The 12,210-nt window shown below is 63.8% G+C and carries 11 protein-coding genes and 1 pseudogene; 6 read left to right on the top strand and 6 right to left on the bottom strand.

Annotated features, from left to right (window positions below; all coding sequences use genetic code 11):
• Positions 1 to 5: 5 nt before the first annotated feature.
• Both BGRAMDRAFT_RS30860 and BGRAMDRAFT_RS30855 read right to left on the bottom strand, forming a co-directional pair.
• A complete protein-coding gene (locus BGRAMDRAFT_RS30860) occupies positions 6 to 977 on the bottom strand; it encodes a thymidylate synthase (protein WP_006052842.1) in 972 nt (323 codons plus the stop codon).
• A 300-nt stretch (positions 978 to 1,277) separates the two neighbouring features.
• On the bottom strand, positions 1,278 to 2,672 hold the full coding sequence (locus BGRAMDRAFT_RS30855; protein ID WP_006052841.1) for a sigma-54 dependent transcriptional regulator: 1,395 nt from the start codon (positions 2,670 to 2,672) through the stop codon (positions 1,278 to 1,280).
• Positions 2,673 to 3,455: 783 nt separating this feature from the next.
• On the opposite strand from BGRAMDRAFT_RS30855, the gene BGRAMDRAFT_RS30850 reads away from it, so the two are divergent.
• Positions 3,456 to 3,956: a dihydrofolate reductase gene (locus BGRAMDRAFT_RS30850; protein ID WP_006052840.1), complete on the top strand. Its 501-nt coding sequence runs from the start codon at positions 3,456 to 3,458 to the stop codon at positions 3,954 to 3,956.
• Between the two features lie 141 nt (positions 3,957 to 4,097).
• Here the strand turns inward: BGRAMDRAFT_RS30850 and pmbA are convergent, their stop codons facing one another.
• Complete coding sequence (pmbA, locus tag BGRAMDRAFT_RS30845) at positions 4,098 to 5,468, bottom strand: metalloprotease PmbA (RefSeq protein WP_006052839.1); 1,371 nt, start codon at positions 5,466 to 5,468, stop codon at positions 4,098 to 4,100.
• 244 nt (positions 5,469 to 5,712) lie between these two features.
• Here pmbA and yjgA point away from each other — a divergent pair, with 244 nt between their 5' ends.
• Both yjgA and mog read left to right on the top strand, forming a co-directional pair.
• Positions 5,713 to 6,330: a ribosome biogenesis factor YjgA gene (gene yjgA / locus BGRAMDRAFT_RS30840; protein WP_044022019.1), complete on the top strand. Its 618-nt coding sequence runs from the start codon at positions 5,713 to 5,715 to the stop codon at positions 6,328 to 6,330.
• The gene (gene mog / locus BGRAMDRAFT_RS30835) at positions 6,311 to 6,967 is read left to right on the top strand and encodes a molybdopterin adenylyltransferase (RefSeq protein WP_006052837.1); all 657 of its coding nucleotides are present in this window, start codon (positions 6,311 to 6,313) and stop codon (positions 6,965 to 6,967) included. The genes yjgA and mog overlap by 20 nt, the downstream gene beginning before the upstream one ends.
• 23 nt (positions 6,968 to 6,990) lie before the next feature.
• Here the strand turns inward: mog and orn are convergent, their stop codons facing one another.
• Complete coding sequence (orn, locus tag BGRAMDRAFT_RS30830) at positions 6,991 to 7,602, bottom strand: oligoribonuclease (RefSeq protein WP_006052836.1); 612 nt, start codon at positions 7,600 to 7,602, stop codon at positions 6,991 to 6,993.
• Positions 7,603 to 7,756: 154 nt separating this feature from the next.
• Between orn and BGRAMDRAFT_RS30825 the strand changes: the two genes are divergently transcribed.
• The 3 genes from BGRAMDRAFT_RS30825 to BGRAMDRAFT_RS30815 are packed head-to-tail and all read left to right on the top strand — an operon-like array spanning position 7,757 to position 10,300.
• Complete coding sequence (locus tag BGRAMDRAFT_RS30825; RefSeq protein WP_006052835.1) at positions 7,757 to 9,016, top strand: M48 family metallopeptidase; 1,260 nt, start codon at positions 7,757 to 7,759, stop codon at positions 9,014 to 9,016.
• Positions 9,013 to 9,978, top strand: coding sequence for a ribosome small subunit-dependent GTPase A (rsgA, locus tag BGRAMDRAFT_RS30820; RefSeq protein WP_006052834.1), 966 nt, complete (start codon positions 9,013 to 9,015; stop codon positions 9,976 to 9,978). The genes BGRAMDRAFT_RS30825 and rsgA overlap by 4 nt, the downstream gene beginning before the upstream one ends.
• 1 nt (position 9,979) lies before the next feature.
• Positions 9,980 to 10,300 carry a putative signal transducing protein gene (locus BGRAMDRAFT_RS30815; RefSeq protein WP_006052833.1) on the top strand — a complete coding sequence of 107 codons (321 nt, stop codon included), beginning with the start codon at positions 9,980 to 9,982 and terminating at the stop codon, positions 10,298 to 10,300.
• A gap of 83 nt (positions 10,301 to 10,383) precedes the next feature.
• Here the strand turns inward: BGRAMDRAFT_RS30815 and BGRAMDRAFT_RS30810 are convergent, their stop codons facing one another.
• Complete coding sequence (locus tag BGRAMDRAFT_RS30810) at positions 10,384 to 11,322, bottom strand: CobD/CbiB family protein (RefSeq protein WP_006052832.1); 939 nt, start codon at positions 11,320 to 11,322, stop codon at positions 10,384 to 10,386.
• A gap of 113 nt (positions 11,323 to 11,435) precedes the next feature.
• A pseudogene (locus tag BGRAMDRAFT_RS30805) lies at positions 11,436 to 12,154 on the bottom strand (CoA pyrophosphatase).
• Between the last annotated feature and the right edge of the window lie 56 nt (positions 12,155 to 12,210).

Raw genomic sequence — 12,210 nt, 5'->3', positions numbered from 1 at the left:
GCCGCTTAAACCGCCATCGGCGCCGTCAGCGGCTCGTGATGCCGATAGCCGACCAGCGAAAAGTCCGACGGTTCGATCTTCTCGAGCCATTCCGGCTCGTACACGCCGGTCTTCGCGTAGTCCGGCACGCGGTCGGAGATCGCGAGCGTCGGGCTTTCATACGGCTCGCGCTTGAGCTGCTCCTGCAGCATGGCAAGCTGATTCTCGTAGATGTGCGCGTCGCCGATAAAGTACGTGAACCAGCGCGGCGTATAGCCCGTCAGGCGGCCGACCAGATGCAGCAACGCCGCGCCCTCGGTCAGATTGAACGGCGTGCCGAGCCCGACATCGTTGCTGCGGATGTACAGGCACAGCGAAATCTCCTTGCGCGCGACGTTCGGCAGGAACTGATAAAGCAGATGGCACGCGGGCAACGCGATCTGGTCCAGCACGGCCGGGTTCCACGCATGAAACAGAATTCGCCGGTCCGACGGGTTCTGCATGATCGTGTCGAGACACTGGCGCAATTGATCGATTGCCTTGTACAGCAGCACCTTGCGGCTGCCGTTTTCATCGAACTCCGTGACCACTTGAAAGCCGCGCGCGGTCGCGTCCGCAAGCTGCGCGCTCGCCGCGGCGTCCAGCACCTTGTACGCCGGCCATTGACGCCATTGCACGCCGTAGACATCGCCGAGATCGTCGGGCCCCTCGCGATACGGGTTGGCCAGCCACTGCGGGTTCTGGTTCGCGTTGGCGTCCCACACCTTGCAGCCGAGATCGCGGAAATCCGCCGCGCTGCGCGACGCGCGCAGGAAACCGACCAGTTCGCCCACGGCCGACTTGAACGCGAGTTTCTTCGTCGTGACCGCCGGGAAACCTTGCTGGAGATCGAAGCGCAACACGGCGCCCGGCATGCTGATCGTGCGAATGCCGGTGCGGTTCTCCTGCCACGAGCCAGTGTCGAGAATCGTGCGGACGAGGTCCAGGTATTGTTTCATGCGGGTTCCTTCGACGCGGCGCAGGCCGGCGCACGCTACAGCCGGCGTGCCGCGAGATTGAGCGGAAAACCCGATTTTACCAAGCGCGGCGACATGGCGCCGCCGCCGCGATGCGACAGAGGGGAACTGAGGAGAAGTGATGGGAACAGACGGAACCAGGATCGGGGCGGGGCGAGGCGTAACGCGCGCAACGCCAACACTCACGCGCGCAAACCCCGGAAGTCACCGCCGCGGCACAACTCAGCACCCGCAGCGGCGCCCATTCACAAACGCAACGCCCGATAACGCCCGCCCGTCGGCTCAGAGATGCGGCACAGATGCCGGCAACGTACCGTTCGGCGCCGAAAGCGGCTCGCTTTCCATATGACGCATGCCATGCGAGCAGAGCAGCCGGTATAGCGTGACGCGCGAAATACCGAGCTCCTGCGCGGCGTCGCCAAGACGCCCGCGATGCCGCAACAGCGCGAGTTCGATAGCCTGACGCTCAGCGGCTTCGCGCGCTTGCGCGAGCGACACCGGCACGATCTCGACGTACTCGGCCAATTCCAGATCGCGCGCCGTGATCGCGCGTCCTTCGGACATCACAATGGCTCGCCGCACCCGGTTGATCAGCTCGCGCACGTTGCCCGGCCAGCCGTAGTTGTGCAAAGCCGCGATCGCGTCGGGTGCAAAGCCGCGCAGCCGCCGGCTTGCGTCTTTCTTGAAACGTTCCAGCATGTGACGCGCGAGCAGTTCAATATCCTTGCCGCGCGCGCGCAGCGGCGGCTCGTCGATTTGCAGCACACACAGCCGATGGTAAAGATCCGAGCGGAAACGGCCTTCGATCATGGCCGCCGTCATGTCGACGTGCGTGGCGGAAATGATCCGCACATCGACGTCGATCGCGCTATGACCGCCGAGCCGCTCGACCTTGCGCTCCTGCAGGAAGCGCAACAGGCTCGCCTGGCTTTCGAGCGGCAGATCGCCGATTTCGTCGAGAAACAGCGTGCCGCCGTTGGCCGCTTCAACGCGGCCGATCTTGCGCTGATTCGCGCCCGTGAACGCGCCGCGTTCGTAGCCGAATAGTTCGGACTGCAGCAGATGCGGCGGAATCGCGCCGCAGTTGATCGGCACGAACGGCGCATTGCGCCGCGACGAACGCTCGTGAATCGCGACCGCCGTGAGTTCCTTGCCGGTGCCCGATTCGCCGGAGATAAAAACCGGCGCGTCGGTCATTGCAACTTTGCGGATGGAACGGAACAGCGCGAGCATCGCGTCGCACGAGCCGACCATTTCGCCTTCGGCGCCTTGCGATCCGTCGTTCGAAGCCGGTTCGCCGAGCGAAATCATGCCGTATGCATGGCCGACGGAATCGACGATCCGGTCGCCGGAATACGGCACGGTCACATAGTCGAAACAATAATCGCGCACGAGGCGGCGCAGCGCCGCGTCCTGGAGTTGGCCGGGCATGGTCGCGGCGACCCAGCCGACGTTCGGCATGGTCAGGCAGGATTCGAAAGCGGCGATTTCATGCGGCTGGAAATGACTGGACAGATCAAGCAGGCCACCCGCTGCCGAACCGGCGCGTACGGCCCGGCGCGCGTCGCGCGCCGATCCCACCACTTCCACATGCCAGCCACGCTGGTGAAAGCGGGTGTTCAGTTCCGCGCTTGGCTCTCGCGAAACGTAAATCAGTTGCCGCGTTGCGGGTTCCATTATTCAGATCCTCTCGTCAACGAACGTTAAGGATGATGCACGCACCTGAACCGCAATTCAGACACGCTGGCACATTCGGGATTCGCAAATAGCAAAAACCGAACGGCCATTCCATTCCGTGCGGACAGCTGATCCCCAGAAAGCGGCGTGTGTGTTTGAGACGGCCCGTTAGCGGGCTTTTTTAAATTTGAAGCTCTTTCCGAGAGCTTACTATACGCGCGCCGCTTGGAAAACAATTATGCGAATTTAATCCGGCTACCCTTGTCCAGCAAGGCGCGCGCGGGGATAAATAAGTAATCAACTTACGAATAACCAATTGTGGGAAGCGGTTCTCTCATACATAGCGCTGGAGGTAGTTCATACCGCTGCAATTAACAGTTAATAGGTATTTTCTTCTCGCCGTTTCAGACCTGAAACGTTTACAGCCGATTCCTTTTATCGGATTGCGCGAGCAAGAAGTTGCAACCCGACCCACCAAGGGATTGCGCCCGGTGGCACGTGTTTCGCTAATTGCCTGCATCTGGAGAGTCATTATGCGAACACTTCGGTTGCGCGTCCGTCGGGCACGGATTGCAACGCATGCGGTACTTTGTCGGACGATCACGATGCCGATTCCGCGGATCGGGACTCGCGGCGCGCCGCGACCGGCGAGTGCGAAAAGCGCGCGCGTGACCTTGTGGGACGAGGTCGCTCCGCCGCTACCGTTGCCGCTGCCGGCTCCGTCGGCGGCCGCGGCGCTTCGCTCAGGTAGAATCGATCCGATTACGTTCCCCCTTCCATTCGATGACGACGCTCACCCTGATCGTCGCTCGCGCCAATAACGGCGTGATCGGCCGCGACAACCAGTTGCCCTGGCGACTTCCCGAAGACCTCGCGTTTTTCAAGCGCACGACGATGGGCGCGCCCATCATCATGGGCCGCAAGACGCATGAGTCGATCGGCAGGCCGCTGCCGGGACGCCGCAACATCGTCGTGACACGCGATGCCACGCGGCGCTTCCAGGGCTGCGACGCGGCGACGACGCTCGGCGAAGCGCTGAAGCTCGCGGCACAGGACCAGGCGCCGGAAGCGTTTCTGATCGGCGGCGCGCAGTTGTATGTGGAAGGGCTGCGTCTCGCGGACAAGCTGATCGTCACCGAAATCTCGGCCGATTTCCAGGGCGACGCGACGTTCCCCGCCGTCGACCCGGACGAGTGGGAAGAAGTCGCGCACGAAACGCATCGCGCGCATGCGCCGAACGATTTCGACTATGCGTTCGTGACGTATAAGCGCAAAAGCCGCTGAGGCCGCGGCTTCATGAAGCACCGGCTCGCGCCGTGAAGCGCTCCATGAAGCGCGCCGTCAAAAGCAAAACGCCACGCAAGCCAGGCGTGGCGTTTTCGTTTGCGGCGCCCGTAGCGAGCGCCGCCGCAAAAGCAAAACCGCTTACTGCCCCGCGATCGTCATCCGCTCGATCAGCACCGAGCCAGTCTGCTTGGTGCCTCGCGTGATGGTATCCGCGCCAATCGCGACGATATGGCGGAACATCTCCTGCAGCGTGCTCGCGACGGTGATCTCCTCGACCGGATACTGAATCTTGCCGTTCTCGACCCAGAAGCCCGACGCGCCGCGCGAATAGTCACCCGTCACATAGTTCACGCCCTGCCCCATCAGTTCAGTCAGCAAAAGGCCGGTGCCGAGCTTGCGCAGCATCTGCTCGAAGTCGTCCTCGGGACGCGTGCTCGAACTCTGGAGCGACAGGTTGTGCGAGCCGCCGGCGTTGCCGGTGGTCTGCATGCCGAGCTTGCGCGCGGAGTACGTGGACAGGAAATAGCCTTCCACGACGCCGTCTTTCACGACCGAGCGCTGCCGCGTGCGCACGCCTTCCTCGTCGAACGGCGCGCTGCCCATCGCGCGCGGCACATGCGGATCTTCGACGATCTGCACATGCGGGGCGAACACCGGCTTGCCGAGACTGTCGACGAGAAACGTCGTCTTGCGGTACAGCGCGCCGCCGCTCGTCGCCTGCACGAACGCGCCGAGCAGACCGGCGGCGAGCGGCGCCTCGAACAGCACCGGCACCTTGCGCGTATCCAGGCCGCGCGCGCCGATGCGCGCGAGCGCCCGCTGCGCCGCGTAACGGCCGACCGCTTCTGGATCGGCAAGCTGTTCGGCGCTGCGCGTGGACGTGTACCAGTCGTCGCGCTGCATGTTGCGGCCGCTGCCGGCAATCGGCGCGCACGCAATGTAATGCCGCGAGTACGGATAGCCCGCAAGAAAGCCGCGCGACGTGGCGAGCACGAACTGCGAGTGCTGCGCCGACACGCTCGCGCCTTCCGAGTTCTTGATCTGCGGATCGGTCGCGAACGCGGCGTCTTCCGCGCGACGGGCGATTTCCACCGCTTCGTCGGCGGACAGATTCCACGGGTGATAGAGATCGAGATCGCGCGGCTCCGTTTCGAGCAGCTCGGCTTCGGCGAGGCCCGCGCAATCGTCTTCGGCCGTGAAGCGCGCGATGTTGTACGCCGCCGCGACCGTGTCCTTCAGCGCTTGCGACGAAAAATCGGAGGTGCTCGCGTTGCCGCGCTTGTTGCCGATGAACACCGTCACGCCGACCATCTTGTCGCGGTTGTGCTCGATCGTTTCGACTTCGCCGCGCCGCACGGAGACGGACAGGCCGTCGCCTTCGGAAATTTCGGTCGCCGCGTCGGTACCGCCGAGCGACTTCGCGTGACGAAGGATGTCCGAGGCGATTTCCTTCAGTTCATCCTGGGTATGCGGAAAAAAGCGCTGCTTGACGTCCATGTCTGCTGCCATTGTCGTTGCCGTCCTTTTGGGGCCGAGCGGCCCGGGTGTTCGCCCATGCGTGTTCGCGTACCGCGCGATTGCTTGCGCCGAATCTGCGCATGACGGGCGCATGAGCATCGTTGAAGCATCCCGCGATCATAGCAAGCTAAGCGCTCGCGCACCTGGCATTCGCAGCGCGGTTTTTCGCAGCGCGCGCGCCGCTCTATACGGCGCGGCGGCGGGTTTGCAAGGCCCGGCGCGCTACAATATCGGCATGACACGCAAAACCCGCATTCAACCCATCGAATCCGCCGAGCCGGAAGTCGACGAGAACGGCTACGACCGTCCGAGCAAGTCCCAGTTGAAGCGCGAAATGCACGCGCTGCAGGAGCTGGGCGAGGCGCTGATCGCGCTGCCGAAAGACGCGCTCAAGCGCATGCCGATGCCCGAAAAGCTCGACGACGCCGTGCGCGAGGCGCGCCGCATCACCGACCACGAAGGCAAGCGCCGTCAGCTTCAGTACGTCGGCCGCGTGATGCGCTCGCTGCTCGACGACGAAACCGCCGCGCTGCGCACCGCGCTCGACACCTATAACGGCGTCAACAAGGCGGAAACGGCCAAGCTGCACTGGATCGAGCGCACTCGCGACAAGCTGCTCGCCGACGACGCCGCGCTGACCGAATTCATCCGCCAGCATCCGAACGCCGATCCGCAGCAAGGCCGCACGCTGATTCGCAATGCGCGCAAGGAAGCGCAGCAGAACAAGCCGCCGCGCTATTTCCGCGAGCTGTTCCAGTGGATCAAGAACGCGGACGGCCCCGCCGCCGCGACCGATTCCGCTGCCGACGACGCTGACGCCGAGGAAGACGCCGATGACGACCGCGACGCCTGACTCGCCAGGCAATCACAAGCTCGAGCGCAATCATCCCGACGAGATCCTGATTGGCCTCGTGTCGATCAGCGACCGCGCGTCCACCGGCGTGTACGAGGACAAGGGCATCCCGGCGCTGCAGGAATGGCTCGGCGCGGCCTTGAGTTCGCCGTGGCAGGTCGTCACGCGCCTGATTCAGGACGACGCGCCGACCATCTCCGCCACGCTCACGGAGCTCGTCGATGAAGTCGGCTGCGACCTCGTGCTGACCACGGGCGGCACCGGTCCGTCGCGGCGCGACGTGACGCCCGAGGCGACGCTTGCCGTCGCTACCAAGGAAATGCCGGGATTCGGCGAGCAGATGCGGCAGATCGGCCTGAATTTCGTGCCGACCGCGATCCTGTCGCGCCAGGTCGCGGTGATCCGCGAAACGGCGGATCACGCGGCGCTGATCGTCAACCTGCCGGGCCAGCCGAAGTCGATCAAGGAAACGCTGGAAGGCTTGCGCGATGCAGAAGACGCGGTGAAGGTGCCGGGCATTTTCGCCGCGGTGCCGTACTGCATCGACCTGATCGGCGGGCCGTATGTCGAGACCAACGCCGAGGTCGTGAAAGCATTCCGGCCGAAGAACGCGGTGCGCGCGCCGAGGCCGGCCTGACTTATTTCACGCCCGCTCGCCGGTTATTCGGCGTTCATCGAGGCGTCGGGCGCCGGCGGAATGAGGAAGTGTTCGCGGTAGTACTTCAGTTCGTCGATCGACTCGTGGATGTCGGCCAGCGCCGTGTGCATCGCGCGCTTCTGGAAGCCCTTGTAGATCGCGGGCTGCCAGCGGCGGCACAGTTCCTTCAGCGTGCTCACGTCCAGGTTGCGGTAGTGGAAGAACGTCTCGAGCTCGGGCATCCAGCGCGCCATGAAGCGGCGGTCCTGGCAGATCGAGTTGCCGCACATCGGCGATTTACCGGGCGGCACGTACTGCGCGAGAAATGCGCGGATCTGTTCGGTGGCCTCGATCTCGCTGACGGTGGACGCCTTCACACGGTCGATCAGTCCGGAACGCCCATGCGTGTTCTGATTCCACTGGTCCATTTTGGCGAGCGTCTCGTCGCTCTGATGAATCGCGAGAACCGGACCTTCGGCCATTCTGTCCAGCGTCGAATTCGTGACCACTACGGCGATTTCGATGATGCGGTCGGAGTCCGGATCGAGCCCGGTCATTTCCATGTCCAGCCAGACGAGGTTCATGTCGCTGCGCACGAGCGGCACTGGTGCAGCGGATTGGAGGATGTCAGTCATGAAGGCAACCTTGACGGCCCGGCCGCGAGCTTGGTGAAAGCCCGGACGCCGCGGCGATCGTTCGTGTGAAATGGTTATGGATGGTTTAAGCCGGTCCCCGCTGCGACGCGGGAAGAAACATATAATTCTCGCATAGATACCACGGAATCCACGGATGCCTACCCTGTACTTCACCGTCCTGTTCGTCGTCGCCGTCGTGGCGATGGTCGGCACCAAGCTGTGGCTCGCGTCGCGGCAAATCCGCTTCGTCGCGCGCCATCGCGAGCAGGTGCCGAGCCAGTTTGCCGGCACCATCGCGCTCACCGCGCACCAGCGCGCCGCCGACTACACCGTCGAGCGCACGCGTCTCACGATGATCGAGATCGTCGTCGGCGCGGCGGTGCTGATCGGCCTCACGCTGCTCGGCGGCGTGCAGGCGCTCGATCTGGCGATCACCGACTGGCTCGGCCGCGGCTATGTCGGCCAGATTGCACTCGTCGCGGCAGTGATCGCGATCACCAGCGCAATTGATCTGCCGTTCGACTACTACCGTCAGTTCGTGATCGAGCAACGCTTCGGCTTTAACCGGATGAGCAAGCGGATTTTCGTCGTCGACCGTTTGAAGGGCGTGCTGCTCGGCGCCGCGTTCGGCCTGCCGCTGCTCTTTGTCGTGCTGTGGCTGATGAACCAGGCGGGCAGCTTCTGGTGGCTGTGGACGTGGATCGTCTGGGTCGTCTTTCAGATGCTCGTGCTGGTGCTGTATCCGTCGTTTATCGCGCCGCTTTTCAACAAGTTCGAGCCGCTTAAGGACGAAGCGCTGAAAAGCCGCATCGAAGCGCTGATGAAGCGCTGCGGCTTCGCGGCCAAGGGCCTCTTCGTGATGGACGGCAGCCGCCGCTCGGCGCACGGCAATGCGTACTTCACGGGCTTCGGCGCGGCCAAGCGCATCGTGTTTTTCGACACGCTGCTCGCGCGCCTGTCGGGCAGCGAGATCGAGGCCGTGCTCGCGCACGAGCTCGGCCATTTCAAGCGTCGTCACGTGATCAAGCGGATGCTGGTCACGTTCGCGATCAGCCTCGCGATGCTCGCGCTGCTCGGCTGGCTCACGCAGCAGGTCTGGTTCTATGAAGGACTGGGCGTGAGGCCGTCGCTCATCGGCGGCAATAGCGGTCTTGCGCTCGTGCTGTTCTTCCTTGCGCTGCCAGTGTTCGTATTCTTCGTCACGCCGCTTGGCAGCCTGACTTCGCGCAAACACGAGTTCGAGGCCGACGCGTTCGCCGCCACGCAAACGGACGCGCAAGACCTCGTCAACGCGCTCGTCAAGCTGTACGAAGACAATGCGTCCACGTTGACGCCCGATCCGCTCTACACCGCGTTCTATTACTCGCATCCGCCGGCGTCGCAGCGGATCGACCGACTGTTGCGGCACGCATGAGCGGCCGCTCTCCGAAAGCGCCGCGCGCAACGTCCAGCACGCGCGTAGGCGGCCTCGTGGTGGCCGCGCATGGCCGCCACTATCTGGTCGCGCCCGAAGACGGCGGCGCGCTGCTGCAATGCTTCCCGCGCGGCAAGCGCAGCGAGGTGGCGGTGGGCGATCGCGTGATTTACGAGCCGACGTCCGCGGACCAGGGCGTGATCGTCGAAATCGGCCAGCGGCGCAATCTGCTGTATCGGTCGGATCAGTACAAGTCGAAGCTCTTCGCCGCGAACCTCGACCAGTTGCTGATCGTGCTCGCGACCGAACCGCACTTCAGCGAAGACCTGCTCGGGCGCGCGCTCGTCGCCGCCGAGGCCAACGAACTCAAGCCGCTGATCGTGCTGAACAAGATCGACGTGACCGATTCGCTCGAAGGCGCGCGCAAACGGCTCGAGCCCTATCGTGCACTCGGCTATACGGTCCTGGAAGTGTCGATCAAGACGCAACCCGACGACGCCCGCGCGACGTTGATCGACCATTTGCACGGCCACTCGACGCTTTTGCTCGGCCAGTCGGGGATGGGCAAATCGACGCTCGTGAATCTGCTGATTCCCAACGCCGAAGTCGCTACGCGCGAGATTTCGACCGCGTTGAACAGCGGGCGCCATACGACGACGTTCACGCGGCTTTATCCGCTGCCGGGCGCGCTGCCGGGTAATGGAGGGAACGGCGGGAACGGTGCGCTGATCGACTCGCCTGGCTTCCAGGAATTCGGCCTGCATCATTTGACGGAAGGCCGGCTCGAGCGCGCGTTCCCGGAGTTCCGGCCTCTCTTGCCTAACTGCCGCTTCTACAATTGTCACCACTTGCACGAGCCCGGCTGCGCGATCCTCGAAGCGGTCGCGGACGGCCGCATCCGTCGCGAACGGCATGCGCTGTACGCGCAACTCGTGCATGAAGCCAGCCAGATCGTGCGCTGACATGAAGCTGATGCGCGCGCCGAATCTCATCATCGGACAGCATTGGATCAATGTGCTGGCCGCAGCCGGCATCGCGTGCGAGCTGCACAACCGCTATCTGAACGGCGCGCTCGGCGACATTCCCGCGGATCAGTGCGCGCCCGAGTTGTGGCTCGTGGACGATCGCGACGAGGCCGTGGCGCGACGTCTGATCGATGCGGCGTCGCGAGGTCCGGCCGCAGGTGCGCCCGGCTGGCAATGTCGGCAATGCGGCGAAAAGCTCGAAGCGCAGTTCACCGTGTGCTGGCAGTGCGGGACGGCGCGCGATCCTTTGGATGGGTGAACGGGTCTGGCGCGGGCTGCGAGGTCGAGGTCGTAAAAAAACGGGCGATTGCCCGTTTTTTTACGCACATCACGTGTGTTGCTTCAAGCCAGCCACACGGCGATGGTGAGCATCAGCAACAGAATCATCCACAGCACGACCGCGCGCCAGACGAGTCCGACCGCCGATTGCAACGTGCGCGGCGTGCAGTCGTCACCCACCTGCATCGGACCGCCGTCGCCAGTAGCGAGTGCATCAAGACTCGACGGCTCGGCAAGCGGCCCGCTCAGACGCGCGCCGAGGGCACCGCTACCCGCCGCGAGCAGCACGCCGTCGTTCGCATCCGGCCACTGCCGCGCGTGGTTGCGCCACGCGTAAATCGCATCTTCGAAATTGCCGACAATGGCAAAGCCGAGCGACGTGAGCCGCGCCGGAATCCAGTCGATCACGAAGAACGCGCGCTGCGCGAAGCTCGAAAACGCGACGGTACGATCGTCCACCGGCCGCGCCCACGTGCGCGACAGATACTCGGCGATCCGATACAGCACAGCGCCGGCCGGCCCAACCGGAATCAGAAACCAGAAGAACACGCCGAAAACATGGCGATGCGACGCGACCACCGCGTGAATCAGCGTATGACGCACGATCTCGCTGACCGGCATGTCGAGCGTGTCGAGGCCGGTCCATTCGTTGAGAATTTCGCGCGCGCGCGGCACGTCGTCGTTATTGAGCGCGAGATGGATGTCGGTAAAGTAATGGCTGAACTGGCGGAAGCCGAGCGTGAAGTACAGCACCGCGACGTTCCACAGGAACGCCAGCACGAAGTGAATGTTGTACAGAACGTAGTAGACGAGCGCGACGGCCAGCGTCCACGGCACCACGACGACGAGCCATGCAAGCAGACCATGCTTGGGCTTGCCCGCATCGAATCCGTGCGCCGCCGACTCCGCATGGTATTGAAGCAGCGCGGATACCGGATTGTTCGGCGACAGTGCGCGCACCTGTTCAATGATCAGAGCCAGCAATACGGAAAAAAAAGTCATGCGATGCGCCGTGCTTTTCGAGTTTTACGATTGGTTCATAACGATAGCACAGGGTCGGATGCCACTGAGCGGGACGTTGCCAAACACCCAACGTCCGCACATAAGAACACCCGTCAAGCCGCCAGAAAGCGATAGAAATTGCGCAGCATCGCCGCTGTCGCGCCCCAGATGAAGTAGTGGCTACCCGTTCCGCCGACACCCTGTTCGGCTGCTTCGAGCGATACGCCGCGCGGGTACGGCATCGCGAAGAAGCGGCGCTCGCCGCCTTCGTAGCGGAAGACGCGTTCTTCGTGATGCGCCGGGTTCATCAGAAATGGGAGCGGCACTTCGAAGACCTCCGCGACCTCGAGCGCGTCCGCTTTCAACGCGAACGGCGGGTGCACCAGGCCGATCACAGGCGTGACGCGAAACCCGGTGCCCGTCAGATAGTCGGGCAACGCGCCGAGCACCTCGACGCGCGAAGGCGCGAGGCCGACTTCCTCTTGTGCTTCACGCAAGGCGGTCGCGGTGGCGTCGGCATCCAAAGGCTCCTGACGTCCGCCCGGAAAGCTGACTTGACCGGCATGGTCGTTGAGATGATCGGCGCGCTGCGTCAGCAACACCGTGAGGCCATTCGCGCGGATCACGAGCGGCACCAGCACGGAGGCGACACGCGGGTCGGTGTGAATGTCGCGCCACGGCGCCTCGATATCGGCTCGGGTGTCCAGGAAAGATGCTGCTTGAAGCGCGTTCGAAGGCCATCGGGCGTAAGACGCTCCGCGGCGACCGGCGGCAAGTGGGCGCCCGTTGCCTCGATGGGCAGGGCTTCAGGTTCAAAGACGGGGCGGATCAACGGATCTCTCGAATGAGCGGATGGACGCGATGCCGCTATTTGACTGCAACAAAAGC

It is taken from the genome of Paraburkholderia graminis C4D1M (genome assembly GCF_000172415.1).
Classification (GTDB): domain Bacteria; phylum Pseudomonadota; class Gammaproteobacteria; order Burkholderiales; family Burkholderiaceae; genus Paraburkholderia; species Paraburkholderia graminis.
This window is presented reverse-complemented; position numbering and strand designations above follow the sequence as displayed.